The sequence below is a fragment of the Enterobacter cloacae complex sp. 2022EL-00981 genome (assembly GCF_028737495.1).
GTDB lineage: Bacteria > Pseudomonadota > Gammaproteobacteria > Enterobacterales > Enterobacteriaceae > Enterobacter > Enterobacter cloacae.
Genome location: NZ_JAQZRK010000005.1, coordinates 109,522 through 133,622, shown reverse-complemented (window position 1 = coordinate 133,622; position 24,101 = coordinate 109,522). Strand labels below are relative to the sequence as shown.

Here is a 24,101-nt window from a genome sequence, read left to right as displayed (position 1 = left end):
GCATGGTGAAAAATAAATTAGTGTTGCCGGTGATGATGGCGTGCACATCCGGCCTCTTGCCCGCGTATGCGCATGCGGCCTCCAGCTCCGTGGTTATCGCTAATTACCGTTTTCCCGACTCGCTCTATGCCCTGCTGGAGCAGGGGATCAAAATCCCCGTTTATCTGGTCAATACCCGCCCGGGTGCAGCGCAACAGGCGGGTAGCACCGGTGACGTGAGCGAGTATGTCCGTATTGGCGACGTAACGATCTACGCAGAAGACCGGCAGCTCGGGCTGCGCGATGTCCAGGTCCAGGAGTCAGACAACGGTATTCGCCTGTCAAAAGAGATGCGGACGCTGCTGCAAAGCATCAACGGCAAGCAGTTTGACGACCATATGCGTATTCCGGTGAGCGCCGGGTCGGCGTTCGAGCTGGATCAGAAAAAAATGCGCCTGCTGCTGAACCTCTCCCAACGTGACTACGGGGTCAATATTCGTCCGCGTGAGGTGGATATCGATGCCCCTGAATCAGACGATCTGAGCGGCACGCTCTCCTATAACCTGGGGGCGTATCACACCGAGAGCGGCTACGGCGACAGCTGGTCATCCGGCTATCTCAACGCCAAAAGCTGGGTCTCGATGGGGGTCGATCACCTGCTGGTCGATGGCTCGGGCTACGTTAACGAGAACAGCAGCGACACCCAGATGAACGCGGTGATGTGGGAACGTGACTATCAGGGCATGCGCTACGCCGCCGGGATGTTGAACGGCTGGGCGATGCAGTCTCTTGCCAGCGTCAGCGGGATCTCCGGCGGAGAGGTGTACGGCGTCTCCGTGGGGAACCAGGCCAACTCGCGTAAGCGGGACAATACCCTCTCCCTGACGCCGATCGTGGTCTATTTCCCGACCGCCGGAGAAGCCCGCATTCGTCGTGACGGCCAGCTTATTGGTATTCAACGCTTTGACGTGGGTAACCACGAAATCGACACCAGCGCGCTGCCCTACGGGATTTACAGCGTGGAAGTCGAGGTGGTCAGCGGCAGCCGCACCGTGTCACGGAGCATGTACACGGTGAACAAACCTTTCACTAACAACGTGTCGGAATCGCTGCGCTGGCAGACGTGGGGCGGGATTTATAGCCGCGACAAATCCGTCGTCAACTATAAGAAGTACGCCAAACGGAAAAACGAGCAGGACAACAGCTACTACTACGATTACGACACCAAACATAAAGACACCATGTCGCTGGTCGGCGCCTCCTTCAGCAAGCGCAGCGGGATGGTCGACTGGAACGCCTCCGGCTATATGATGCGCGAACACGTGGTCAGCGAACTGTGGGCCTCCCTGAACCTGACCGGGTACTTCTCGGTGAATACCCAGACGATGGCCGCCTCTGACGGAACGTACCGCGCCAACTACGGGGCTAATGTCAGCCTGCCGTGGAATATCGGTTCGGTCTGGTACTCGCATGAGCAGCTCTCCAGCGGCAAGTTCCTTGATATCTATGAAAACAAAGGCAACACGTGGGGGGCATCGTTCAGCCTGCCGTCGTTTGGCCTGCCGTCCGCCGGCAACCTGAGCCTGATGCGACAGGAAGACGACGTATACCGCTATAAACGCTATCAGGTTGACTACTCCCAGGGGCTGTATGCCGGTCGTTATGGTACGGCGCGCCTGCGGGTGGGGATGTCGCGCAATAAATACGAAGGCTATTACGAAGAGAAAGACCGCTACGTGATGCTCGATTTCTCGATCCCGCTGGGTAACACCGTCTCGGTGGGCGTTTCCCATAACCGCGATACCGGCACGGCGCTTAACGTCAGCGCCAGCCGCCAGTTCGAAGGAGATTACCTGAAGTCGGTTACCGCCAACGTTTCACGAGCTTTCAGCAGCAACCAGGATCGCACCGTGAGCGGCGGGGGCAGCGTGAGCTTCGACACGCCGTGGAACAGCAACATTCTGAGCGTGCAGAGCGGCACCAGCAAAGGCTGGAACTCCACGCTGACCAGCGACGGCAGCGTGGGCTGGTCGAAAGAGGCGGTTGCGGCCGGTAAAGGCACCCACAGCGCAGGGGTGATCGTCAGTACCGGGCTTAAGTCCGACGAGTCGCTCACGCTGAAGCTCAACGGCCGCACGGAGCGCATCAAGGGCGATAAAACCTGGCTGTCGTTACCGGCCTATCAGGCCTATGACCTGGAGGTCATGAACAGTGAAACCGGCACCGAAAGCTATGACATTGGCGCAAATGCCCGTCGTCATATCACGGTTTACCCGGGGAACACGGTGGTGATGAAGCCGCAGGTGAAAAAAATCGTCACCCTGTTTGGCCGCCTTGTTGATGCCAACGGTAACCCGGTGAGCGCCACGCAAATCAAAAACCACGTGGGTCTGACCCGCACCGAAAACGACGGTCGCTTCGTGATTGACGTGGACAAGAACAATCCGGTGCTCAGCATTGCCACGCCGGACGACAGCGTCTGCGAGGTGCGTCTGGATATTGCGTCCAACCGTGGCGCGCTGTGGCTTGGGGACATCTCCTGCGATAAAGGCGATTTCGTCTGGCAGGAAGCAAAAGGAACACGGGAACGTGACGATGAAAAAGATATTCGCTCTTAATCTGCTGCTGCTAAGCGCGGCGGCGCAGGCGCAGCAGATGCCCTATTTCGCGATCAACAATCCGGACAACAACGGGACGGGCAACACGGCGGCGCTGTTCAGTCTGAACAGCACCTCCACCGCGTTTTTACACGGCTCGCGGGAGTGGCCCACCCTGAGTGCGAAAACCAACAACGGGATTGCCACCTATATTCCGGACAACAGTTTTAACGGCCCGGCAGGCAGCCCGCTGACCATCAACTTCAGCGTCACAGGCTCCAGCGCCTCGCCGTTCTTTAAGGGCACCGCGTGTTCGTCAAGCTGTGGTACCACGGGCTATACCGCGACGACCAGCTATTCCGACACGTCCATGGTGGTGAAACCGCCGGTCATTGAGCCGGGCACCGCTTATGGCCGCTGGGTGCTGGGGGATCCGTTCTTTGATTATCTGCTCAATGCTGCACCTGGCAACGAGGTGACGATTACTTCCACGCCACAGATCTCCTCTATCGGCAAGGTCACCACCACCAACACGCTGCATAAGGTCGGCACATTGACCATGACCAACTCGCGGGCGCTGGATCTGGGCATTGACCCGATCAGCGGCGAGGTGACCATTGTGGATGGTTCAACCGGGGCGACGTGTACTAAATACACCCGCAATACGGTGTCGGGTGTGCTTTGCGAACTGCTGGAATACACCTTTGTCGGGGAAGATATCACCGGCTACAACCCGGGGCTGGCGCTGACCTCGTCCCGCGTGAACGGCGTGCTGCAATCGCACATGAACGGGGGGACGGGGCTGGCGGCGGAAATCACCTTCGATGAGAGCAACTGGTACAGCATCTCCGGCGGCATCCTGAGCGACACTCGCGTGCTGGCGAATACCTTCCTCGCTGCGCCGCAAAAAAACGGCGGCAAGGCGTACCTGAAAATCTTCCTCCCGAAGGCGCTGATTTTGAGCGTGGCGCAGGCGGGGGATGGCAACAACATCGGCAATATCGTCAGCCTGTGCCTGACGCCGGGTAACAGCTCGCTGGCGGCGGATTTCTGCTTCCAGCCGGGGGGCGGGCTGGTGATTGACCCTATCCAGCCAGGCCTTGCGATCGTGCCGGATAACCCGGATTACACGCTCGACCCTAACGGCCTGGGCGGTTCCGGGAAAGGCACGATTGGCGAGGGGCCGATAGAGATCCCCTACACCATTACCTACAGCGGCGCGCAAAAAGATGCCGCGATTGCGGTCACGGTGAAGGTCACCGGGCCGACGCAGAGTCTGAACGGCGTGGACTACTGTGCCTTTAGCGGTAACGGCTTCACGGTGCCTGTCCCCGGTAACGTGCTGCTGGGCAAAAGCCAAACGCTGAAGGCGCATAACTGCAAAGGCGAGGCGCTGTCCATTCCCGCACCCGCCACCCATGCGGAAGAGTGGGACAAGATAAGCTCAGGCGTGACGGACATGTGGCTGTGGAAAACCCCGCTGGTATTGCAGTTTGTGATGAACAACCCGGTATCGAAAACCACCTATGACGGTAATACGTGGTTTGGTGAAGTGACGGCTCAGGGTCGAATTGATGTCAGTGCATCCTGGAATTAAACGTGTATGACTGGAAAATTCCTGGCTATTTTCGCAATAAATTGCTTCATTTCTGCAAACGCAAATGCTTTAATTATTGAAAATCTAAATATTGATTTTCTACCTGAAAAAGAAGTTGTTTTTCAGCCAATAAAAAACGATACCAGCGTACGACAGAATTATACTGTTTCGCTTATTCAGGTTGATGTCCAAAAAGAACACGGGAAAGAGACTGAAATAAAAGATGGCGAGGTGATGTTCTCGCCAAAACAGTTAACTCTGGAGAGTGGCGAGCGGGCCGGATTTAAGTTTTATTATACCGGTCCGCACGACAGCAAAGAACGCTATTATCGCGTTAAATTCACCGAGACGCCGCTTCAGGCGCGGGTTGTGATGAGCAAAGGCCAACGCATTCAGTCGGATGTGGTGGTTTCGCTTGAGGCTATTTTAATTGTCCGACCATGGACAAGGCATTTTGATTATACGTTTAGTAACGGGGTGGTGAGTAATACCGGGAATACCTGGTTTAAATATGTCTCTTCTCAGGGATGTAGCTCACAATATAATGACTCAAAATATCTTCCACCGGGTCAACGGCTGGAAATAGATAATTACGCGCAGCCCGCAAGGCGGATGATTATTTATGGAAATAAAATCATCCCGCTTACGCGCTGCCCGTAACAACCGCTTTCCTTCATAAAAGGAAATTATCCTTTGGCGCAAGCTGAAGATTTACAACTACAGGAGAATAAAATGAAAGCGATTTCATTCGTAGAAGCGAAAGATATTATCGGTGGTGCATTAAACCCATTCGCTGGCCTCGTTAAAGGTGCACAGCTGGGTTATGACACCGGTGCAAGCATCATGGGCATGGTAGGCGGCGTGGTTGGCGGAATTCTGGGGGGCGCAATGGGCTTCCTGGGTGCGCTGGTTGGCAGCTACAACTAATTCAACGAACAGGAAGACAATCATGCAAGTTATCGATTTCAAAAAAGCACAGGCCATCATCGGTGGCTGGGATCCGTTTGCTGCTGCCCTTCAGGGCGCGAGCGCAGGCTATAACGCAGGCAGCCAGATGTTAGGCGCGCTGGGCGGCACCATCGGTGGTGTGTTTGGCCTGGTGGGCGGCTTCATCGGCGGCTTCTTCAGCGCATAAGTTATCGACCTATGCTTATGGCCCGCTTTGCCGGGCCATTTTTTTATTTCAGCCACGGATAATTATGTTTTCGCTTTTTCAGTATAAAAAAAAGGGTAAGACACCCGTTATTCGCCAGCATGAATATACCGAATGTGGGCTGGCCTGCCTGGCGATGGTGCTGGGGCACTATGAACACCACGTCTCCGTCAGCCAGCTGCGCAGGGAGCTTACCGTCTCTGCCGACGCGGGCACTTCGATGGCGGAACTCATGACCCTCGCCAGCGATAAAAATATGACGGGCCGGGTGCTCAAGGGCGAAATCACTGAAATTGAAAGTGCCGAACTGCCGCTCATCGCCTTCTGGCGCGGCAATCATTTCGTGGTGATCGTGAAGGTTGACGGGCGCAGCGTAACGGTCCACGACCCGGCCAGCGGCGTGCGTCGCTACAGCCTCAAGGAGGCGCAAAAACTCTTTTCCGGCTACGTGCTGGAGCTGAAGCCGATGCCGCACTTCGACAAAAAATCCCCTGACGAGACGCTCACGCTGGGGCGGCTGGCCAATAAATCCCCGAGCTTGTTTCAGCGGCAGGTGCTGCTGTTTGTGCTCTCGATTTTTACCCTCATCACCATGCTGGCCAGCCCCACTTACGTGCAGCTGATCATGGATGAGGCCATCTCGCGCAACGACAACGATCTGGTGATCTTACTCACCGCCATTTTCGCTATCGTCTTTATTTTTGAAGTCATAGGTAAGTTCCTCAAGCAACTGCTTGAGATCCTGATGCGTAACATCGCCTATGACGACCTCAGCCAGTCGGTTCGCCGCTATATGCTGCGTACCCAGATCGGCTGGTTCCGCAGCCGTCCGCCGGGCATTGTGCTGGCGATTGAAAAATCGCTCCATGCCTGTGCGGAGTTCATCAGCAATGGCTATGTGCAGATCCTCTTTTCCAGCTTGATCGCCTTCACCAGCCTGCTGTTTATGCTGCTGTATAACGTGAAAATCGCCGTGCTGACGATGCTGCTGATGGGGGTGTTCTTCCTGATCCGCTTTTCGCTGATCGGCCCTTACCAGCGCGCGGTGGACGACTCCATCGAGCGCACCGCAAAGTATGAATCGCTGCTGGTGGAGACGCAGAAGGGGATCATTACCCTGAAGGCCAACAACATGGAGCAGGCCCGGGACGCGGTGATGGATAAATCCCAGCGTGAGCACATAGCCGGGCTGATGCGCAAAGAGCGCCTGCTGGCCCGCTTTGATGTTGCCTCGCTGCTGGTGATCAACGCCGAGCAGCTGCTGGTGGTCTGCTTCGGCGCGTGGCTTATCCTGGAAGGGCAGATGAGTATCGGGATGCTCTACGCCTACATCAGCTACAAACGCTATTTCTCCGACGCGATGGTACAGGTGGCGCAAAAGCTGCTGGACAAAAATGCGCTGAAAGGGCCGCTGGATCGCGTGGGCGACCTGCTGTTTGCCCCCTCTGAAGCCAGCCAGTTTGGCCGGAAGATTGTGACTTCACCCGTCAGTCTGGCCTTTGAGGATGTCTCTTTTGCTTATCCGGGACGTGAGGCGACCCTGCAGCACATCAACATGACGCTGAAGCAGGGCGAAGAGGCGGTGATTGTCGGCCAGAGCGGCTCCGGGAAAACCACGCTGCTGCGTCTGATCTCCGGGATGTTGCTCTCCACATCGGGCAGTTTGCGGATCAATACGATCCCGATCACCGAGTGCGATCTCTCCTCTTTGCGCCAGCATATTCGCATTGTGCATGCGGACGATATTCTCTTTACCGGCTCTATTCTGGATAACCTCTCCTGCTTTGATAGCGCGCCGGACAAGGAGCGGGTGATTGCTGCCTGCCGGCTGGCGGAGATTGACCACGTGGTTGCGCGTCTGCCGCACGGATACGAAACGGAGCTGCTGCCGGGAAATACCTTTTTCTCCGCAGGCGAGATGCAGCGTCTGGTGCTGGCGCGCGCCCTGTACAGCCAGCCGAAGCTGCTGCTGTGCGATGAAGTGACGGCAAACCTCGATAAAACCACGGCGCAGAAGGTGCTGGCGAACCTGCGTGGTCTGGGGATTGGCCTGGTATTTGTCACCCACTCGCCGGAGGTGGTGGGCTGTCACGGACGGCTCTACACCATGGAAAACGGCACGCTGCGGGAGAGTGAGCAATGATGTTTCTGCCCCGTCTCTACGCCCGACTTTGCGCCCGGCAGGCCGGACGCACGCTGCTCGCAAGCCGGATCACGCAAAACTACAGCCAGTTTATGCGCTGCCCGGAGACTGACGTCCCGCCCGATTTTCTGCGCCAGAACGCCCTGGAGATGAGCGGCTTTCATTTTGTCGAGCAGATCTTCCCGCCCGCGCTGTGGCGGCGCAACGTGCGTTTCGATCTCCACGCCCGGGTGGCTGCATTTACCCGCGAGCAGGATTTCTATTCTCAGCCCCGCACCCTGCTGCTGGGCATGCGCTGGGCCGGATTTGGCCTGATCGCGGATGCGCTGCTCGCCACCGCGCCAGACGACGTGCGCTTTCAGTTTGTTACCCGCCTTCCCGCGCTGCACAAGCTGATGGCGGCGCACGAGGAGCGGCGGGCAGGGGCGTTTTTCGCCCCGCACCGGCTGGTGACCGTGCTGCTGGTGGATGAGCGCCTCCCGGATGCGCCGCTGTTCATGACCCAGGCGGGCGACCAGAAAGCGTGGTTAACGGACGTGTCGACGCGCTTTTTAACGCGCTACGGATACGTGATTCGTACGCTGCTGCCCGGCTGTTCGCTGCACTCGGCGGAATTTGCGCTGGAGAGCCAGACCTATGCCCCTGCGGAGTACCGTCAGGCCGCCATCGCCACGCTGAACGCGTTGCGTAAAACCCCCACGCTCTGGAGTGCATGGGACGATCTTTCAGTGATTTATCATGGATGACATGTCGTGAAATTAAGAAACCGAAACCGACAACGTCGGGCGCTGATCCCGCACCATTTTTCAAAGAGCTACGAGATCAACGCCCCGCGGCTGAAAGGCGTGTTAACGCTGTTTATCTCCTTTTTTCTCTGTCTGCTGGTCTTTTCGATCGTCTTTAACTTTTCGGAAACCACGCTGGCGCGCGGGGTGCTGATCCCGGCCCAGGGGGATGTGGAAGTGCGTGCCAGAGAGTCCGGCACCATCGTGGATTTTGCCGTACGTCCAGGCCAGTACGTGAAAGAGAATGACCCGCTTTTTACCGTGTCGCAGGACTACGGCGGCAAGCAGGGCTCGGTGGTGCAGTTCGATCGCCAGCAGATGGAGGCGGAGAAAAAGCGCAGCGAGCAGCGCGTGCAGACCATTGAAGATTCTATCGCTACGTACCGGAAAAACCTGGCGCAGCAGCTGGATATTGCCGACCGGCAGATTGTGGTATCCCGCGACAAAGTGAAAAAGCTGCGTGCGTTGCTCAAAAACAGCACCGATACCTATGAGGCGTGGAAAGCGATATCCGGGAAAGGCTATGTGTCGAAGGTCGATCTGGATAAAAGCCACAACGACGTGCTCAACGCTCAGCTTAACCTGACGCTGGAGGAGAGCAGTATCCTCGATCTGGAGGCGCGCAAAACCAGCCTGACCGACAGCACTCAGTCGCAAATCGACTCCCTGAGCCAGGAGCTGCTGTACGTGAAAAACCGGATCAGCGAAATTGACCGCAACCTCTCCAGCCGGGGCAGCTCTACGATGGCCATGCTGGCCCCTGCCGATGGCTACGTGGTAGCGATCAACTTCCCGCCGGGCCGGGCCATTACGCAAAACAGCGAGGTGGTGGTGGTGATCCGTAAAAACACCGCCGCGTCGATGGAGGGGTACCTCTATGTGCCAGCCACGGGCGTGGGCCGGGTGGCGAAAGGGGATAAGGTGAAGCTGCGCTTTGACTCCTGGCCGGTGGATAAATATGGCTCGGTGGAGGCCACCCTGTCTGATTTTTACGAGGTGAATATTGATGCGCATTCGGCGCTTATCCCGCTGCAGGAGGGGCAGAACTACTATCTTGCCAAGGTGCGGGTGCCTTCCTGGTTTACCGATCCGGACAACAAAAAGCGTCTGCTGATGGGCGGGATGACGGTTAACGCCGATATCGTTATCGATCGCAAACCGCTTATCAATCTGCTGATTGCGCCGCTGGAGCGGGTGCGTAAACGGTTTATCGATTGACCCGATTTCATCGTTCATCGCCCATTAGCCCACAGGCTAACGCCGGGTCGCGGGCTATTCTCCTTATCACACGCACAGGAGAATAGCCCATGAACATCACTCATATTCGCAATGCTACCCAACTGATCACATATGCCGGTAAACGCTTTTTGATCGACCCGATGCTGGCCGCAAAAGACGCTTACCCCGGTTTCCCCGGCACGGCGCGGGCCGAGATCCGTAACCCAATGGTTGAACTGCCCGTTGACGTCAGCACGCTGCTGGACGCTGATGCGGTGATCGTCACCCACACCCATGACGATCACTGGGATCGCGCGGCGGTGGAACTGATCGCCAAAGACAAACCGATCTATGTGCAAAACGATCGTGATGCCGCGCTGCTGCGAAGCCAGGGTTTTCATAACCTGACGGTCATGACCGACGAGACCACCTTTGGTGATATCCGCATCGCGAAAACCCACGGCGGCCAGCATGGTACCGATCGCGCGTACGCGGTGCCGGAGCTGGCAGAGCGTCTGGGCGAAGCCTGCGGTGTGGTTCTGCGCCACCCCGACGAGAAAACGCTCTACATCGCGGGCGATACCGTCTGGCGTGATGCGGTGGCGGCCGATCTGCAAAAACACCAGCCGGATGTGGTGGTGCTTAATGCCGGATACGCGCATGTGATCGGTTTCGGGCCCATCATTATGGGGGAACAGGATCTGCTCAACGTTCACTTCCTGCTGCCGCAGGCAAAAATTGTGGCGGTCCATATGGAAGCCATTAACCACTGCCTGCTGAGCCGCCGCGCGCTGCGGGAATACGTGGAAGCGAACCAGATCGGTGATGCGGTGAGCATTCCCCAGGACGGCGAAACCATTATATTCTGAACACCAAAAAGGGAAGGAGAGACAGATGCCACTTATCAACGTCGCGATTGTCGCGGTGGACGGGTTTAGCCCGTTCCACTACTCCGTTCCCTGTATTCTGTTTGGCGACGCGGTTTCCGGCGAAAAGCGCTTTAACGTGACGATCTGCGCCGAAAAACCCGGCGTTCTCACCTCAAAAGAGGGTTTTGCCCTTAACGCGACGCAGGATTTTTCAGCCATCGCGCAGGCGGATATTGTGGTGGTGCCCTACTGGCAGCACGTGCTGGATCGCCCGCCTCAGGCGCTGCTCGACAGCCTGGTGCAGGCAAGAGACAACGGCGCGGAAATCGTCGGGCTATGTCTGGGGTCGTTTGTGCTGGCGTATGCGGGCATTCTCGACGGCAAGCGCGCGGCCACCCACTGGGAGTTTGAACATCACTTCCAGTCGCTTTTTCCGCGCGTCCAGCTTGATATCAACGCCCTCTACGTGGATGACGACAATATCATCACCTCCGCCGGGACCGCCGCCGCGCTGGACTGCTGTCTGTACATCATCCGCCAGCGCTTCGGCAGCGTGGTCGCCAACCAGATCGCCCGCCGGATGATTGTGCCGCCGCACCGCGAAGGCGGACAGGCGCAGTTTATTGCCCAGCCGGTGCCGAAGGACACCCGCGACGCGCGGATTAACGGCCTGATCGACTACCTGCAGCAACACATTACCGAGCCGCATAATCTCGACTCGCTGGCAAAGGTGGTTTCGATGAGCCGCCGCACGCTGACCCGCCATTTTGTCAACGCCACCGGCATGACCGTGGCCGACTGGCTCACCGCCGAGCGCCTGCGGCGCAGCCAGATCTTACTGGAAGCTGGCAATATGCCGGTTGAACGCGTGGCCGAGCTGGTGGGGTTTAACTCTGCGGTGACCTGGCGACAACAGTTTAAGGCGCGTTTTGGCGTCAGCCCGACGGAGTGGCGCAAGACGTTTCGTATTCAGCCGTCTGTAGCAAAAAATAATGCTGTTGCGATGGAATAAATAGGCGTGGGAGGCATCTTTGTCACTTAAGCTGTCTGTGAATGCCTGTGCATCAGGCTGGTTACAAGACCCATCTCTTCCGGTTAATATATTCCACGTTACTTTCCAGAAGAAAAGGTAGTGGCATGTCCAATATTGAAACGCAGTTACTTGACGCAGGTTTTACCGGTAGAGAATTAGCGTATCTGAACCGGAATATTAGTCGTTATGGTTCATCCTTGCTCGAGGTCGTGCTTGAGTTAGGTAAGCGTTTCATCATGGTACTGTGTATTACGGCAGCGGTGGCTCTGATTTTCCTGGCGCTTCTTTTCTTTGCTGAACAGTACAATGTTATTTCCGGGGGCATTTCTCTATTCATCGTGTTGATGATTGTATGGTTTTTTCAACCCCCGATCATTACCTACAAAGCCTGGCGCTACAGGAAAAAATACATTAGTTCTGGTCAGACGCGTTAGAAATTAAATCAAAAGAGACTTTTGCAGAGACACCCCAGCCGACAATTTTCATGGTGAGCACTGCGCGATTCATTCTATCGACTTTGCGGTAAAAATCGAGCGGGAGATATCGGAAAAGACGCCAGGATTCTGGTTTTCGTATGGCACCAAATACCGTATAGACGCTTGCTGCCAGGCTTACGCTGTTGATCATTCCCAGTGCTGATTCACGTTTAAAACCCATAAACTGAGCGAAGCCCATTACGCCATCGGCCAGCATACCTTCTGAGTTTGGCTGATGCTGAAGTGTTCTGTTAATTTCTTTTGAGATGGCATTTGCACCATCCAAAACCAAAATCGCGCCAGCAAGCGCACCCACGGGATTCATTGTCATCATGGCACCGACACCTGCAACAACTTGCAATCCGGCAAGCACAACCTTAATCGATGAGATCACGTAACCGACGACTTTATTATTTTCTTTAACCAGTTCCACCTGAGCATATATCTGAGCGGTACGGGAGCGAAGCATTCTGCTTTGATCAAGAAGGCTTTCGTTCTCTGCTCGGATGTTTTTCAGGCACGCCATGCATTCTTCGTCACTTTTGGCCGCCCGGGTTGCGCTAAATTGTTGCATGACAAACTGCCGGATATCGTCCATAAATTTGATTCGTGCGAGACCGTCGCTGAGATGCTGCCCACCAACAATATTCGCAGTATTGATAAGCTTCCTGGCTTCAAGATTAATCATTGTTTCAGTCCATGCTCGGGCATTTTGACCAGGGAAAAGGGCAATATCCATTTTATTTTTCTCGTCTGATAACCAACATTTACAGATTATCCTTCCAGCATAAACAGGCAATCTTAAATTGAAAATTGTATTGCGAACTGAGCGTTGCGAAGGTGCATGATTGCGGAAAGTGTTATGTGATTATCCCGCCAGTACGGCGGGATATTTTATACGTCACACGGCTTTACTGAACAATCACGCGGCCGTTCAGCGGCTGAAGCGGACGGTTATTGCTGTGCTCAAGCGCTTGCTTAAACATCTCCAGCTGCTTTTCTGACAGGGTGACGGTGTTTTTCATCACCAGCCAGCGCAGCCCTTCGGTGCACGGTGGGGTGGTCAGCGAGCCGCTGAAGCGATAGTAGTGCAGGTCAGCCGGGAACAGCGGACGAAGATCGAGGTGTTTATCAATCGAGATTTCGTGGTCCTTTTCCTTCGGAAGGCGCGCCAGCAGCGGGTTGAGTGCGCTGTTTTCCGGGCCGACCTCAAACATAACGGCAAGCACCGCGACGTCGCCCTCTTTGCTGGCATGAACAAAGTGCGCTTCCAGCGGGAAGGATTTACCGTTGATCCGGTTTTCGCTCGGGGTGTGGAAATGGTACTGGCGCAGGGTAAAGATCTGATCGTCCAGACGGAATTCATCTTCGTCGCTGGCGGTCACCTGCAGGGTGTGGCCGTTGTTCACCAGCTTTTCGGCGGCGGTATGGAAATTCATCTCCAGCGGCGGCAGCGTGGCGTTATAGGCGTTACGGATATCGATGGGCGACTGGAATTTCCCGGTCTTGCAGGTGGCAAACTCGTCGCTGAGCTCGCCCCAGTTTTCCGGACCACTCTTGCCTTCATACGTCCAGTGTGGGGCAGACCCCGCAAACACAGAGGCAGATAAGGCGAATAAGGATGCGGTCAGAATGTGTTTCATGTTGTGTCTCTCAGAATAAGAAATGCGCGTTAATATACTGATGGCATTGTACTCTTTTCCAAAAGACCCGTCTTATATTGTGGTTATTTGCGTTAAAGAAAATGAAAGCCCTTCTTACCCCAGCTTCTCCATCTTCGTCTCTCCCTCCGTCATTGACAGCTGATACAGCGAAAACGATCGGTGCTTCTCAATCAACGTCGCCAGCTCCGGCGAGTGGCTGGTGAGCCAGATCTGCGAGTAGCGGCTGGCCTCGGCAATCAGGCTTGCCAGCGCGGGCAGCATCTGCGGATGCAGGCTGTTTTCCGGTTCGTTGAGGGCGATAAACGCCGGTGGGCGCGGGCTTAACAGTGCCACCGCCAGGCATAAAAAACGCAGCGTGCCGTCAGAGAACTCCGCCGGTTCCAGCGGGCGGCTTAAGCCCTCGCGCTGCATCATCATGCGAAAACGTCCGCCGGTGTTGTCGCTGTAAAACACGCAGCCGGGGAAAGCCTGGTCAAGAATGCGCATCAGCAGCAGTTCATCGCCAATCTCGACAATGGTCTGAAACGCCGCCGCGAGGTTGGCGCCGTCGCTCGCCAGCACCGGAGAGCGGAAACCCACCTGCGGGGCACGCATCATGGAGCCGCTTGCAACGGAAAACTCATGATAAAATCGCCAGTTACGCAGGGACTCGCGCATCTGCGACACTTCCGGGTAAAGGTGCGGTTCGCCGAGCTGTCCGAATACCGATTCGTTCTCGTACAGCGTGCCGCTGTGGGTCACTTTCTCGTGATGGACGTTATTCAGGAAAACCGCCTGATTTCTGCGCTTCATCAGCTGTGCCGACGGGCGGCGGTGCTGGCCGCTCAGCCAGAGCGACTCTTCCTTGATCACCGGATCGAGCTGAAACTGCGAGGGATAGGGCAGCTTCTCAACAAAGCCTACCTGCAGCTCGTATTCGTAGGTTTCGGTTTCTACCGCCAGGTTCATCCGTCGCAGCTGGTCGCTGCGGGTTTTACCCGCCCAGGACACTTTTAAAATCCCGCCTTCATTCGCCAGAGCCTGAGAAAACTGCCCCTGCGCGGCGCTGTGCATCAGGTGGATCGCCTTGTAAATATTTGATTTTCCGGTGCCATTCGGGCCGAAGACAATGTTGAGCTGTTCCAGCTCCAGCGACATATCGCGAATTGAGCGGTAGTTTTGAATGTGCAGGGTGTTAATCACAGGCCGATCCCTTTTTTGCGTTATAACCTGTATATATTTACAGCCTTTCAGGCGAAATGCAAAAAAGAGACGACAGTGAGGATGTCGTCTAAACGGGCTACTGCTTCGGGCCCCTGAGGGTCAATGGGGGCCTTCGCCTTATTGATTATTTAACGGCCAGACGCAGACCCAAATCATCAGGATAGGGATCAAAGTAGTTTTGCGTCATGAGATACTGATCCGGGTATTCGGCAAGGTAATGTTTTAGCAGCGTGATCGGCGCAAGAATGGGCAGAAGCCCTTCGCGGTAATGCAGGATCACGTCACGAAGCTCACCCCGCTGGCGGCTGTTAAGCTGATTGCGAAAATAGCCCTGAATATGCATCAGCACGTTGGTGTGATTTTTCCGCGAGGCGGGCTTTTTCAGGATGGTCATCAGTTTTTCGCGGTACGCCTCGAAGAACGCGTCCAGATCGTCCCATTCATGCAGCGAGGCGACAAACGGACCAATCTCACGGTAACCCGCCTGATGGTGTGCCAGAAGCTGCAGTTTGTAGCGGCTGTGAAAATCCAGCAGCGCGCGGCGCGTCAGGCCGTTTTTACGCAGCGTGTTCAGTTCGTGCAGCGCAAAAACGCGCTCGACGAAGTTTTCCCGCAGCACCGGGTCGTGCAGACGGCCATCCTCTTCTACGGGCAGCCACGGCCAGGTTTCAAGGAGCGCGGCGGTGAACAGCCCGACGCCCTCCTTGCGGCCCCGGTTGCCGTTTTCATCGTACACGCGCACGCGTTCCATGCCACAGCTGGGGGATTTTGCACAGACGATAAACCCGGCGAGATCGCCGATCTTAGGCAGATAGCTGGCCGTAAAGTCGGCCATTTTCTGCGTGACGTCATCATGCGGCGGATGGCTAAAACGCATCTGCGTGTCACCGCCGGTCGTCATGATCAAACGCAGCGCAGGGCGTGGCGTGGGCAGGCCGATGGCCATTTCGGGGCAAACGGGTCGGAAATTCACCCACTGGGCCAGCTCATCCATGACGAAACCCATACGCTTATGCCCGCCGTCAAAGCGAACGGCGGACCCGGTCAAGCAGCCGCTAATACCCAGCACAGGTTTCGTTGTCATGGTATGTTCCTCCAGAGCCAATACTTAAAACTTACACAATCTTGCTTATTTGTCCAAGTATTGGCGGAGGTATTTTTTATTGCCGTTTAAAATCAACAGGTTTTAACTGCCCTTGTAGGTTGAATAACCGTACTGACTCAGCAGAAGTGGAATGTGCAGTTTCTCGTTGGTCCGGGTGACGGTAAACAGCACCGGTACTTCCGGGAAGAATGTATCCAGCTTTTTAGCGTGGAAATAGTCTGCGGTTTTGAAGGTCACTTTATACACGCCAGGCTGCATGTCCTGTTCCTGGGGATAGAGCGATTTGATACGTCCGTCATGGTCAGTTTTGCCGCTGGCAACCGGGATCCATTTGTCCTGCTGCTGCTTTTCCAGGGTAACGGTGACATCCGATGGCGGCATGCCGGTTTGCTGGTCGAGAACGTGTACGCTCAGCGTGCCGGCAGGGGCACTAAAGGCGGCAGGGGCAAAAGCCATGGAGGCCAGGATCAGCAGAGGGGCAGTTTTTTTCATGTTGTTTTCCTGTGAAGTTGTCAGTCACAGGAAAACGTTAGCATCTGCGGCGCGGAAAAATATTCAACTTTTCGTGAAGATTCCCGCAGGAGAAAATCATTAGAGGATAATGACCTCAAGGGAAAGCTGCTGCTGCCACTGCGCCACCTGTTTTTTCCGCGCGGCGGTCAGTTTACCGCTGGTGACCAGCAACCATTTGCGATCGGGAAATATCTCCGGTGCCAGCGTGGCAGGGGGCGTGGGTAATACGTCGATGCGGTGACCCTGACCGGTCCGCGACAAGGCTTCGAGCCAGATTTCACACGGGTCGTTCAGGTACCAGCCGCTGAGCAGAATGTTATCGCCCGGCGCTTTTTTATCGCCTTCGAGGCAAAACGAGGTGTAGGCGATGAGGATGCCGTCGAGGATCGCGCGCAGGGTCATGGCGGCGGCGACGTTGGCGGACACCTGGCTGCGCAGCGGACGCAGCACGTTGGTCACCAGCTCAGGTCTGGGGTATTCGCGGCCCGCGTCGTAAATCATCTGGCGCAGGGACTCGATTTTGCCCCCCTGCAGGCGTTCCAGCATGTTCTGCTGTAGCGTTTGCCAGTTGTTGGTCCGGCGGGGTACAGGGCGCTCAAGCAGGGGTTTTACCTGGCCAATGGGCACGCCTTTTTTCACCCAGTCGAGGATTTTCAGCGCCTGCTGAACGTCTTCATCGCTGTACTGGCGGTGGCCGCCCTCCGTGCGCTGTGGCTTGAGTAAACCATAACGACGCTGCCACGCCCGCAGCGTGGTGGCGGTGATGCCGCTAAGTCTGGCGAATTCGCCGATGGAGTAAGCCATGCCCATGTCCAGAGTGGAGGAATACTCTCAATATACTACGAATTTTTCAGAACGGGATGAAGCGCCGAAAGGGTGCACTACACTTAACATCCAACCGTGCAAATGAAAGGAATTCTCATGAAGCTATGGCCTGTTGTCACCGGGGTTGCCATTGCGCTGACCCTTGTAGCCTGTAAATCCCCCACGCCGCCGAAAGGCGTGCAGCCTGTTTCCGGTTTTGATGCCAGCCGCTATCTCGGCAAGTGGTATGAAGTCGCCCGCCTGGAGAACCGCTTTGAACGCGGGCTGGAGCAGGTGACGGCCACCTACGGCCAACGGAGCGATGGCGGAATCAGCGTGCTTAACCGGGGTTACGACCCGGTGAAGAACAAATGGAACGAGAGTGAAGGCAAAGCGTACTTTACCGGCGCGCCAACCACCGCCGCGCTGAAGGTTTCGTTCTTCGGCCCGTTCTACGGCGGCTATAACGTCATCAAGCTGGACGATAAGTACCAGTACGCGCTGGTCAGCGGCCCGAACCGCGACTACCTGTGGATTTTGTCGCGCACGCCAACCGTGCCGGACGCGGTGAAGCAGGATTACCTGAACACCGCGCGCAGTCTGGGCTTCCGGGTCGATCAGCTGGTGTGGGTAAAACATTAACCCCTACTGGTACGAGAACGTAATGCTTGCCAGCGCGTTCGCCGAGCCGGGGACCAGTTCGCCGGTTCGGATGTATTGCGCCTGGAACGGCAGCGACAGGGTTTGTGCCGCAGTGGTGCTCTGGATAAAGAACTGATTGGTTGTGCCCGCCGCCGAGCTGTCCGGCCCCATCATCAGCGGGCCGGTGCCGTTATAGAAAAACTGCACCCCTACGCCGGACGCGGTGGAGTCGCCGGTCAGCGTCACCACCGACGAGGTGTTTGACGGCGTGGTCTGATCGGTCATCACCGCGCTTACCGCGACGTTCGCGTCACAGGTCAGGCTGACGTTAAACGCACCCGAAGGCGACGTACTGCCCACGGTGGCCAGCGTGCGGATATCGAGCGTGCCCAGATCGACGTTCGCGCTTTTGGTGCCCACCGTACAGCCGCTCGCCGTCACGGTGATGGTGGTGGGGTTAATGATGACCTTTGCCGTTTTGACCTCGTTGTTATAGGCGGTTAACACCGCGGCGTTGATAGTCGGGATCTGGTAAACCCCGGATTTCAGTGCTGTCGCGGTCTTAATAAAGGTCACCTTTGCCGACCAGCCTAAATCCTGAGCAATACCGCTAGTGCCATCCGCCGGATAGCTTTGGGTGATCCCGTTTTGCAACGGAATATACTGTGAACCCTTAAAATCTTTCAGCCCGATGATATACCCCACACCCGGAACGCCAGTTTCAAAAATGGTGTAGTTCGCGCCATCGACGGTGACTGTCATCCCGCTTGAGATCGCGCTGCTGCTCGGCTCCAGCGTGCCTTTGGAGCAGGTATAAAAAAAACCGCACCAGAACACCTGTTGCACGCTGGCGGTGGCGCTCCAGGTGGAGCCGATAATACTCCCCGGCGCCACCGAATCTGCCGGGCCGCTGTAGGTCATCGGCTGCGGGGAGAGGGTGATATCTGATTTCCATTCCATCGCCTGTGCGCTGGCGCAGAGCAGTAATCCGCTAATAAACAAGAATAAACGCATCATTGATACTCCGTGGTCCAGGTGGCAAAGGCGGAGACGTCTCCGGCATTCACCGGCGCGCCCGTGGCGGCCAGCCGAGCGTAGAAGGTCATCTCTACGCTGTCATCGCCCGGCGTGCCCCGGGCGGTGGTTTGCGTGTCGAGGGGGATCAGCACGCCGTCTTTATCGAGGATCTGCACCGCCACGCCGGTGGCGCCGCCGTCGGCAATTTTCACCAGCTGCGGGTTGTCGTTATCCGGCGTGCCGCTGAAGCGGATTTTGACCCCGGCAAAGGTTGGCCCGCACGCTTCAAGCCTGATTGTGAAGGGCGTTTTGATATTGCTGACCGCGCCTGCACGGGGGAATTGTTTAATCCCGATGGTACCCAGCGGAACGTCCTGCTCTTTAGAGTCCGCCGCGACAACGCAGGTGTTGCCGATCAAATTCCCGGTGACGGAAACCAGCACGTCATAGCCGTGAACCGGGAACGTGAAGATCAGCAAAGCGATGCTGAACGTCCGAAGCGTTACTGACATACCACCTCCTGTGAATAGAGCCCGGTACGGGCGTTATAGCTCTGCTTGTTCAACGCGTAGTTGATGGTGCAGCGCTGGTCGCTGTTGCGCCCCCATACGGCACTCAACGTGCCTCGCTCGGTTAACCCCGACAAATACAGGCTGCCGCCGTCGCCGACGATGCCGCTGGTTTTGTTATCGTTCAGTGAGACCAGCGTGCCGAAGGGCAGCACGTCGTTGCCGCGGCGCACGACAAACATCGCTTTTTTCCCCTGGCGTGTGACAAGGGTGGCGCGAACCAGCGCGCCGTCGGTCGGCGTTTTGTTGACGATGGCATTCTCCAGCTCCACGTCATTACCTGCGGTTGTGACATCCAGCGCGACCTGGTTCACGCGGTACGGCGTGGCGTAGGGGATCACCGCGTAGCCCCGGCTGTCGGTTTTGATACCCTTGTGGTTAAGCACGGCAACGTCGCTGGCGCCCGGGGCTTTCACCAGAATGTTGGTGTTGCCGAGCGGCTGGCTCAGCGTCAGACCATCTTCATGCAGCACCGCGCCGCCGCTCATCCCGTAGCTGAGGTTGCGGGAATCGCGGGTATAGCTGTAGCCCAGGTTGTAGTCTCCTTTTGCGCCTTCGTATTGCAGCGTGGCGTCGCCGCCGTAGTGCTGCTGCGCGCTATAGCGCTGGTTGACGCTGTAAAACAGGTTCTCCTGGCCCGGCAGATAACCGCTCACGCCGGTACTGGCCGTAGTGCCGGTTGAATCCGCATGGGTGGTGGTAAAGCGGGCGCGGGTCGACAGCGCCGGGTTGCCCAGCGGCACCGAAAGTGACATCGCCAGCACGTTATCTTTTTTGTCGTCATACAGGCTGGCGCTGCGCTGAACGCTGACGCCAAGCGACACGTTACGAAACGTGGCATTCCACGCGAACTGCAAACTTTGCGTGGTTTTCGACGTGTTCCAGTAGGTTTGCTGATCCCACGACAGCGACAGCGAACCGTATTGCCCCATCGGCTGTGACAGCAGCAGCTGGTTTTTGGCCTTACGCGACATGCGCAGATTATATACCGTGTCGTAGTGGGTGGTGACGGTGCCATCGTCTTCCACAATTTGCTTTGGGGATCCGCCCGCCATGCCCTTGTACGTGGTATCGCTCAGGGTATAAAACCCTTTCGTTGAGTAGCGCAGCGAGAAAAAATTAACCCGCGTGCCGATATCATTCAGCAGCTTGCTGTAACGCAGGCGCACGGAATCGCCGGTGTAGTGCTGGTCGTCCGCCAGCTGGCTGCGGGCGTGGGTCAGGTCGATGGAATACGCGCCAAAGCGCCCCAGGTTCTGCCCAATCCCGAAGGCCAGACCGTTATAGCGATCGGCAAACTGCGCCCCACCGTAAAACGTCAGGCCATAACGCCAGCCGTAGAACAGCTCGCCCTGCGCGAAAGAGGGCGCATCCTGATGGCCCATCGGACGATATTTCCCTGCTCCCAGGGCATATTTCAGCTGTCCGTTACGCACCAGGTTTGGCACGCTGGCATACGGAAGCGTGTACTGCGTCTGGCTGCCGTCGTTCTCCTGGATCGTGACCGCGAGATCGCCCCCGGAAGAGGTCGGGTAGAGATCTTTCAGCACAAACGCCCCCGGCGGCACTGAGGTTTGATAAATGATGTTGCCGTTCTGGCGAACCGTCACCGTGGCGTTGCTGCGGGCGATGCCGCGCACTTCCGGCGCATAGCCGCTCAGGCTGGCAGGCAGCATATTGTCATCGGTTTTCAGGGCAATGCCGCGCAGGCCCACGGCGTCGAACACCTGGGCGGAGGTATACGTTTCCCCGGCGTAAACCTGCGCGTTCAGGGCGGGAATATCCCGCTGCAGCCAGGTCTGCACGTGGGTGAGTTCGTTAGTATCTTTGGTCCACGTGGTGAAATCACGCAGCCGCCACGCGCCGAGATTGATGCCGCTGTTCAGGCTCGCAAACAGCTGCTGGTCGCGCGTGCGCGTCTCGCCCTGATAGTCATTGTTCGAGCCGTTTACCACATAGTTCAGCCACGTGGCAGGAATGCCCGCTTCCCAGCTTTCCGGGCTGACATACCCGCGCGGCAAATTGCGCATCGCGCTCTGCGGTACGGTGAAGCTGAGGGAGAGCGTCTGCTGGTCAAAATCAAACCGGGTATCGGCAAACGCCTCCGTCAGAAAAATGCAGCGCTGCGCGAGCGGCAGTGCGCCGCCTTTCGCCTGCTGGCTGTCGATGCCCAGCGCCGCGATCTGTTCAGGCGTGAGGCATGGCAGGGCTTCCCCTGTATTTTCAGCGGTGCGGAACGTGATATTGCCGGTGAACGCATAGTTGTTATTGATATACACGTTGAGGTTGTGATCGCCCGGCGGCAATGCGCTCCCGGCGTTGACCCAGGCGAGATCGGCGCTGTTGGCGCTCTCACCGTTGAGGAACGCAGGGTTAAATTGCAACGCGCTTTCAGCCGCCATGGCCTGCCGAATTACCAGGGAGATCACCGTGGCACACAGGATTTTTCTTTTCACGTGGTCACGCCTCACAGTCGGGATTATTGGGACAATGCCGCGCGTGTCGCGGGCGTCCATGCGCCGTAATCGTTAATGGTCTGGTAGCTCACGCTGCTGGCGTGGCTGAAGGTTTCGCCCAGCGTTACGCTGGATTTCGGCGGCACCATCACCGGCTGTACCGGCATGCCATCGATTTTCAGGTTGATGGTGGTGAGGTAGTACGGCGTTGGGTTGCTGAGCGTGACCTTTCCGCCGCGATAGGCTCCGGTCAGGCTTTTCCAGGCGTCCCCTGCGCCTTGCCCAAGGCTCTCCGGGCGATAAAACACCTTGATGCGGTTTGCCGAAGCAAACTGCAGCGAATTGCCGGAACCGCTTTTGGTCTGCTGTGGAATGGCTTTCACCGTCATCCAGTAGAGCGTTTCGCGATCCTCTGGCAGGGCTTTACCGTTAAACATGATTTTCACCGCGCTTTCGCTGGCCGGTTTCATGACGAACAGTGGCGGCGTAATAACGAAGTCGTTGGTTTTTTGCCCTTTTTCGTTTTCCATCCATGACTGGATCAGGAACGTGGCGTCGGGATGCGTGTTCCTGACCTGCAGCATGGACTGGTTAGTAGTGCTGGAGTAGACCATTCGCGTGGCGCCCAGCCCTACGCCGCCTGCATATGCGGCGGATGAACATAATGAAATAGCCAGACAGATCCCTGCTTTTGCGCGCATGGTGCGTCTCCTTAAAGCTGAGTCAGGCCCGGCCAGCGAACCGGGCCTGAAAATTACGAGTAGGTAACGGTGTAGGTTGCAACCGCGCTGGCATCACCCGCCGTGGCGTTGCCCTGCGGTGAGTAATATTTCGCGCTGAAGTTCAGGGTGTTGGCCCCCGCACGCAGAGGAATGGCGGCGGCAGGTTCACCCAGCTTCACCACTTTGCCCTGCTCGTCGTACAGGCGAATCGCAACATGCTGCGCCGAGTTAGCGCCGCCGTTTGTGCCAACGGCCAGGCTGTTGGCATCGGCCGCATCCGGCGTACCGGTGAAGGTCACGGCCACGGTGGTAGCGGCAATCGGGTTGTCTTCCGTTGAGGCGGAGGTATCGGCGATTTCGCAATCTTCCAGGGTGATGGAGAAGGCTTTCGCGGTGCTGGCTTCACTGCCTGCCGCGGCCAGCGTGGCGGTACGCACTTCGCCCATGTCGACATCAATGTTGGCGCTGCCAGCACTGATGGCGCAGGCTGAGTTCACCACCTTGCCGCTGAAGTTCACCGTACCGCCGCTGGTGGTTGCAGCGAACGCCGACCCTGCTGGCAGTACTGCCGCAACGGCGACGGCAAGCAGTGTTTTCGTTTTAAATTGAGCTTTCATTGTCCTGATTCCATGTTGTCGTTATGTCGGGTTGTGCTCTTGGTCGACAGATCTAACTGGTTAAAAAGACCAGCAAATCTGTCTTATTTCTGAGCCCAAGTTTTCTTATCGCTGAGCTTTTTAACGCGCTGACGCGGCGGTAAGAAAGCTGCTCTGTTTCGGCGATATAACGCATATCCAGACCTTTTCGCAGATCCTTCAATACTCGCCATTCGCCCGGCGTCAGCGATAACGCCGTGGGTTTCTTTTTTGGGCGATATCGGCTATCGACCATTTTTAATAAGCTGGCTCGCCAGTGATAAAGTGGCTCCTGCAGCGAGATATAGGCATCTATATCGCCGCGTATCCACAGCCAGGAATTGGCTGGCGCGGAATACATACAAATAAGGACGTCAGGCTGGCGGGATTTGATGTTTTTTATATATTTCAGGCAATCAAATCCCGCGTGATACTTTTCCGTGCCGGATAAAAAAATGACATCAACGGGGGTGGTTAAAAACACGGTTTCCATTAATGAATAATCATCGCTTGATGCTATTACCTGCATTTCAGGAACCATGTTTTTTAATACCGCGGCGATCCCCTGACGTGAAAAGTGATCGCCTCCCAACAGTGCGGTTGTTAAATGACGTTTATTTCCGGTTTTATTCGCCATGTTATTCCCTCGATTTATAATTGTAATGAGGCTCGCCCGTCTGGCAGAACGATGCCTGTATTTTCGAAGCAATTAAGCATTGCACGGTGTGGAGTCACTATACGGATAGTGCGAAACAGGTAATCTGAATTAATCTTAATTTGTATTAAGTTGAGCTAAACGGATTTCTTCATTATCTCCCTGCCGTACCGGCTGCCTCATATTTGCCTGTAATTAATCATACCGACACTTTTTAATGAAAAGTTGGCTTTACTAAATGTTTTGTAAGGAAATTGTCTGGTGAT

24 protein-coding genes are annotated in these 24,101 nt (G+C 56.3%); 12 read left to right on the top strand and 12 right to left on the bottom strand.

Annotation, left to right across the window (positions count from 1 at the left end; all coding sequences use genetic code 11):
- Positions 1-2 precede the first annotated feature (2 nt).
- From PUZ33_RS07020 to PUZ33_RS06970, 11 genes are all read left to right on the top strand, one after another.
- On the top strand, positions 3-2,597 hold the full coding sequence (locus tag PUZ33_RS07020; protein WP_013094843.1) for a CS1-pili formation C-terminal domain-containing protein: 2,595 nt from the start codon (positions 3-5) through the stop codon (positions 2,595-2,597).
- Positions 2,575-4,173, top strand: coding sequence for a hypothetical protein (locus PUZ33_RS07015; protein ID WP_023620607.1), 1,599 nt, complete (start codon positions 2,575-2,577; stop codon positions 4,171-4,173). The genes PUZ33_RS07020 and PUZ33_RS07015 overlap by 23 nt, the downstream gene beginning before the upstream one ends.
- 6 nt (positions 4,174-4,179) lie before the next feature.
- Positions 4,180-4,833, top strand: a complete 654-nt coding sequence (locus tag PUZ33_RS07010) for a hypothetical protein (protein ID WP_062676531.1) — start codon at positions 4,180-4,182, stop codon at positions 4,831-4,833.
- Positions 4,834-4,905: 72 nt separating this feature from the next.
- Positions 4,906-5,100 carry a hypothetical protein gene (locus tag PUZ33_RS07005; protein ID WP_013094846.1) on the top strand — a complete coding sequence of 65 codons (195 nt, stop codon included), beginning with the start codon at positions 4,906-4,908 and terminating at the stop codon, positions 5,098-5,100.
- A 22-nt stretch (positions 5,101-5,122) separates the two neighbouring features.
- Complete coding sequence (locus PUZ33_RS07000) at positions 5,123-5,308, top strand: hypothetical protein (protein ID WP_013094847.1); 186 nt, start codon at positions 5,123-5,125, stop codon at positions 5,306-5,308.
- A 64-nt stretch (positions 5,309-5,372) separates the two neighbouring features.
- A complete protein-coding gene (locus PUZ33_RS06995) occupies positions 5,373-7,469 on the top strand; it encodes a peptidase domain-containing ABC transporter (RefSeq protein ID WP_062676532.1) in 2,097 nt (698 codons plus the stop codon).
- Positions 7,466-8,215 (top strand): hypothetical protein, encoded by a 750-nt coding sequence (locus tag PUZ33_RS06990; protein WP_058681583.1) that lies wholly within the window; start codon positions 7,466-7,468, stop codon positions 8,213-8,215. Before PUZ33_RS06995 ends, PUZ33_RS06990 begins: the two co-directional genes overlap by 4 nt.
- Positions 8,216-8,221: 6 nt before the next feature.
- Entirely contained in the window at positions 8,222-9,472 is a 1,251-nt protein-coding gene (locus tag PUZ33_RS06985; RefSeq protein WP_013094850.1) for an HlyD family secretion protein, read from the top strand.
- 89 nt (positions 9,473-9,561) lie between these two features.
- Positions 9,562-10,341, top strand: a complete 780-nt coding sequence (locus tag PUZ33_RS06980; protein WP_058681584.1) for an MBL fold metallo-hydrolase — start codon at positions 9,562-9,564, stop codon at positions 10,339-10,341.
- A 25-nt stretch (positions 10,342-10,366) separates the two neighbouring features.
- Positions 10,367-11,353 carry a GlxA family transcriptional regulator gene (locus PUZ33_RS06975; RefSeq protein WP_058681585.1) on the top strand — a complete coding sequence of 329 codons (987 nt, stop codon included), beginning with the start codon at positions 10,367-10,369 and terminating at the stop codon, positions 11,351-11,353.
- A 125-nt stretch (positions 11,354-11,478) separates the two neighbouring features.
- Positions 11,479-11,808 (top strand): hypothetical protein, encoded by a 330-nt coding sequence (locus PUZ33_RS06970; protein ID WP_023621569.1) that lies wholly within the window; start codon positions 11,479-11,481, stop codon positions 11,806-11,808.
- Here the strand turns inward: PUZ33_RS06970 and PUZ33_RS06965 are convergent.
- The 6 genes from PUZ33_RS06965 to PUZ33_RS06940 all read right to left on the bottom strand — a co-directional run bounded on the left by PUZ33_RS06965 (position 11,786) and on the right by PUZ33_RS06940 (position 17,139).
- Positions 11,786-12,589, bottom strand: coding sequence for a DUF4225 domain-containing protein (locus PUZ33_RS06965; RefSeq protein WP_058681586.1), 804 nt, complete (start codon positions 12,587-12,589; stop codon positions 11,786-11,788). The two genes, PUZ33_RS06970 and PUZ33_RS06965, sit on opposite strands and share 23 nt — an antisense overlap.
- Positions 12,590-12,761: 172 nt before the next feature.
- Complete coding sequence (locus tag PUZ33_RS06960; protein ID WP_013094853.1) at positions 12,762-13,493, bottom strand: carbonic anhydrase; 732 nt, start codon at positions 13,491-13,493, stop codon at positions 12,762-12,764.
- A 114-nt stretch (positions 13,494-13,607) separates the two neighbouring features.
- Positions 13,608-14,696: an AAA family ATPase gene (locus tag PUZ33_RS06955; RefSeq protein ID WP_252107601.1), complete on the bottom strand. Its 1,089-nt coding sequence runs from the start codon at positions 14,694-14,696 to the stop codon at positions 13,608-13,610.
- Positions 14,697-14,841: 145 nt separating this feature from the next.
- Positions 14,842-15,801, bottom strand: a complete 960-nt coding sequence (locus PUZ33_RS06950; RefSeq protein WP_029881877.1) for a YbgA family protein — start codon at positions 15,799-15,801, stop codon at positions 14,842-14,844.
- Between the two features lie 102 nt (positions 15,802-15,903).
- On the bottom strand, positions 15,904-16,314 hold the full coding sequence (gene uraH / locus PUZ33_RS06945) for a hydroxyisourate hydrolase (protein WP_047023317.1): 411 nt from the start codon (positions 16,312-16,314) through the stop codon (positions 15,904-15,906).
- 99 nt (positions 16,315-16,413) lie between these two features.
- A complete protein-coding gene (locus PUZ33_RS06940; protein WP_020686466.1) occupies positions 16,414-17,139 on the bottom strand; it encodes a MerR family transcriptional regulator in 726 nt (241 codons plus the stop codon).
- Between the two features lie 117 nt (positions 17,140-17,256).
- Between PUZ33_RS06940 and PUZ33_RS06935 the strand changes: the two genes are divergently transcribed.
- Complete coding sequence (locus PUZ33_RS06935) at positions 17,257-17,781, top strand: lipocalin family protein (RefSeq protein ID WP_020686467.1); 525 nt, start codon at positions 17,257-17,259, stop codon at positions 17,779-17,781.
- Between the two features lie 3 nt (positions 17,782-17,784).
- Here the strand turns inward: PUZ33_RS06935 and PUZ33_RS06930 are convergent, their stop codons facing one another.
- Genes PUZ33_RS06930 through PUZ33_RS06905 form a run of 6 tightly spaced genes read right to left on the bottom strand, consistent with a single transcriptional unit; the run spans position 17,785 to position 23,817 of the window.
- Positions 17,785-18,795, bottom strand: coding sequence for a fimbrial protein (locus PUZ33_RS06930; protein WP_058681647.1), 1,011 nt, complete (start codon positions 18,793-18,795; stop codon positions 17,785-17,787).
- Positions 18,795-19,310, bottom strand: a complete 516-nt coding sequence (locus PUZ33_RS06925; protein ID WP_058681587.1) for a fimbrial protein — start codon at positions 19,308-19,310, stop codon at positions 18,795-18,797. The genes PUZ33_RS06930 and PUZ33_RS06925 overlap by 1 nt, the downstream gene beginning before the upstream one ends.
- Positions 19,301-21,823 (bottom strand): fimbria/pilus outer membrane usher protein, encoded by a 2,523-nt coding sequence (locus tag PUZ33_RS06920; RefSeq protein WP_058681588.1) that lies wholly within the window; start codon positions 21,821-21,823, stop codon positions 19,301-19,303. Before PUZ33_RS06920 ends, PUZ33_RS06925 begins: the two co-directional genes overlap by 10 nt.
- A gap of 23 nt (positions 21,824-21,846) precedes the next feature.
- On the bottom strand, positions 21,847-22,524 hold the full coding sequence (locus tag PUZ33_RS06915) for a fimbrial biogenesis chaperone (protein ID WP_023621016.1): 678 nt from the start codon (positions 22,522-22,524) through the stop codon (positions 21,847-21,849).
- Between the two features lie 53 nt (positions 22,525-22,577).
- The gene (locus PUZ33_RS06910; RefSeq protein ID WP_252107603.1) at positions 22,578-23,162 is read right to left on the bottom strand and encodes a fimbrial protein; all 585 of its coding nucleotides are present in this window, start codon (positions 23,160-23,162) and stop codon (positions 22,578-22,580) included.
- Between the two features lie 52 nt (positions 23,163-23,214).
- Positions 23,215-23,817, bottom strand: a complete 603-nt coding sequence (locus PUZ33_RS06905; RefSeq protein ID WP_013094865.1) for a LuxR C-terminal-related transcriptional regulator — start codon at positions 23,815-23,817, stop codon at positions 23,215-23,217.
- Between the last annotated feature and the right edge of the window lie 284 nt (positions 23,818-24,101).

Bases quoted from the DNA above. Each gene is read 5' to 3' on its own strand.
- PUZ33_RS06980 (WP_058681584.1), top strand. From the start codon at position 9,562: ATGAACATCACTCATATTCGCAATGCTACCCAACTGATCACATATGCC.
- PUZ33_RS07005 (WP_013094846.1), top strand. From the start codon at position 4,906: ATGAAAGCGATTTCATTCGTAGAAGCGAAAGATATTATCGGTGGTGCA.
- PUZ33_RS07015 (WP_023620607.1), top strand. From the start codon at position 2,575: ATGAAAAAGATATTCGCTCTTAATCTGCTGCTGCTAAGCGCGGCGGCG.
- PUZ33_RS06960 (WP_013094853.1), bottom strand. From the start codon at position 13,493: ATGAAACACATTCTGACCGCATCCTTATTCGCCTTATCTGCCTCTGTG.
- PUZ33_RS07000 (WP_013094847.1), top strand. From the start codon at position 5,123: ATGCAAGTTATCGATTTCAAAAAAGCACAGGCCATCATCGGTGGCTGG.
- PUZ33_RS06965 (WP_058681586.1), bottom strand. From the start codon at position 12,589: ATGGATATTGCCCTTTTCCCTGGTCAAAATGCCCGAGCATGGACTGAA.
- PUZ33_RS07010 (WP_062676531.1), top strand. From the start codon at position 4,180: ATGACTGGAAAATTCCTGGCTATTTTCGCAATAAATTGCTTCATTTCT.
- PUZ33_RS06935 (WP_020686467.1), top strand. From the start codon at position 17,257: ATGAAGCTATGGCCTGTTGTCACCGGGGTTGCCATTGCGCTGACCCTT.
- PUZ33_RS06930 (WP_058681647.1), bottom strand. From the start codon at position 18,795: ATGCGTTTATTCTTGTTTATTAGCGGATTACTGCTCTGCGCCAGCGCA.
- uraH (WP_047023317.1), bottom strand. From the start codon at position 16,314: ATGAAAAAAACTGCCCCTCTGCTGATCCTGGCCTCCATGGCTTTTGCC.
- PUZ33_RS06970 (WP_023621569.1), top strand. From the start codon at position 11,479: ATGTCCAATATTGAAACGCAGTTACTTGACGCAGGTTTTACCGGTAGA.
- PUZ33_RS06905 (WP_013094865.1), bottom strand. From the start codon at position 23,817: ATGGCGAATAAAACCGGAAATAAACGTCATTTAACAACCGCACTGTTG.
- PUZ33_RS07020 (WP_013094843.1), top strand. From the start codon at position 3: ATGGTGAAAAATAAATTAGTGTTGCCGGTGATGATGGCGTGCACATCC.
- PUZ33_RS06950 (WP_029881877.1), bottom strand. From the start codon at position 15,801: ATGACAACGAAACCTGTGCTGGGTATTAGCGGCTGCTTGACCGGGTCC.
- PUZ33_RS06910 (WP_252107603.1), bottom strand. From the start codon at position 23,162: ATGAAAGCTCAATTTAAAACGAAAACACTGCTTGCCGTCGCCGTTGCG.
- PUZ33_RS06925 (WP_058681587.1), bottom strand. From the start codon at position 19,310: ATGTCAGTAACGCTTCGGACGTTCAGCATCGCTTTGCTGATCTTCACG.
- PUZ33_RS06975 (WP_058681585.1), top strand. From the start codon at position 10,367: ATGCCACTTATCAACGTCGCGATTGTCGCGGTGGACGGGTTTAGCCCG.
- PUZ33_RS06995 (WP_062676532.1), top strand. From the start codon at position 5,373: ATGTTTTCGCTTTTTCAGTATAAAAAAAAGGGTAAGACACCCGTTATT.
- PUZ33_RS06940 (WP_020686466.1), bottom strand. From the start codon at position 17,139: ATGGCTTACTCCATCGGCGAATTCGCCAGACTTAGCGGCATCACCGCC.
- PUZ33_RS06915 (WP_023621016.1), bottom strand. From the start codon at position 22,524: ATGCGCGCAAAAGCAGGGATCTGTCTGGCTATTTCATTATGTTCATCC.
- PUZ33_RS06990 (WP_058681583.1), top strand. From the start codon at position 7,466: ATGATGTTTCTGCCCCGTCTCTACGCCCGACTTTGCGCCCGGCAGGCC.